At 67.4% G+C, this 1,273-nt stretch carries 2 protein-coding genes; both read left to right on the forward strand.

Annotated features, from left to right (window positions below):
• A partial coding sequence (locus ACZ5CR_RS45750; RefSeq protein WP_468869759.1) for a FadR/GntR family transcriptional regulator occupies nucleotides 1-587 on the forward strand: 587 nt, incomplete at its 5' end.
• Between the two features lie 29 nt (nucleotides 588-616).
• On the forward strand, nucleotides 617-1,273 hold a 657-nt coding region (locus ACZ5CR_RS45755), incomplete at its 3' end, for a response regulator (RefSeq protein ID WP_468869763.1).

Below are 1,273 nucleotides of genomic sequence, written 5' to 3' on the forward strand. Positions count from 1 at the left end.
TCGGTCGCAACACCCTCCGCGAGGCGGTACGCGGGCTCGTGGCGCTCGGGATGCTGGAGGTCAAAGCTGGTGCCGGCACAACGGTCTCCCGCGTCGACGGTCGCACGGCGCTGGCACACACGATGGCAGAGCGGCGGATGGACGAGTCAGCGCTCAAGGACCTCGTTGAATTCCGCCTGACGTTGGAGGGCCAGGCAGCGGAGCTGGCCACCGAGCGGGCAACGCATGAGGACCTGGAGCGGATCCGCGAACAGCTGGCGGCTTACCAGAACGCCGTACGGCGACGCGAGGCCGTCTACGAGCACGACGTCGCCTTCCACCGCGCCGTCTCCGAAGCTACCCACAACCAGCTGTTCCTGGATGTGATCGATACGAGCTCGCAACTGCTCCAGGGCGCGATGCGAGCCGCCGACCACGCACCGGACGACATCCTCAAAGCGGCGGAGGAGCATGCGATGATCGCCCACCACATACTGATGGGCGACGCCGAGGCCGCTGGCCGGGCCATGCGCGCGCACATCCTCGCCGGCAACGAGCGTCGGCTCAAGGGCGCAGACAGGCAGCCGCAAGAACAGCAACGGCCTTGAGTCCTACGGATAGTCGGAAGTTCTGAGCCATGAACGCTCGCAAGGCCGAGAGCCAGATCAATGTCGTGATCGCGGATGACCAGGAGTTGGTGCGGACGGGGTTCCGCCTGATCTTGGAGGCGCAGCCGGGCATCACCGTGGTCGGAGAGGCGGCCGATGGTGTGGAGTGCATCGACCTGACACGGCGACTGCGCCCGGATGTGGTGCTGGCCGACATTCGCATGCCGCGCCTGGACGGTTTGGAAGTGGTGCGGCAGCTGGCCGGGCCGGGCGTGGCCGATCCGCTGAACGTCGTACTGATCACCACGTTCGACCAGGACGACTACGTGCGGACCGGGCTGCGCAACGGGGCGTGCGGGTTCCTGCTCAAGGACGCCTCCCCGGAGCTGCTGGTGGAGGCGGTGCGTGCGGCGTCCCGTGGGGATGCGCTGGTGTCACCGTCGGTGACGGTCCGACTGCTGCGCCGCCTCGAGGAGACCGAGCGGACCCCGACACCGGGTAATGCGGCGGCTGCCGGGCTCAGTCAGCGCGAGCTGGAGATCGTGCACCGGGTGGCTGTGGGGCGCACGAATCAGGAGATCTGCGACGAGCTGTTCTTGTCGTTGTCGACGGTGAAGACTTATCTGGCGCGGATCCAGACCAAGCTCGACGCCCGTAACCGGGTGGAGGTCGCAGCCTGGGCCTGG

The organism is Streptomyces sp. NPDC031274, assembly GCF_055570235.1.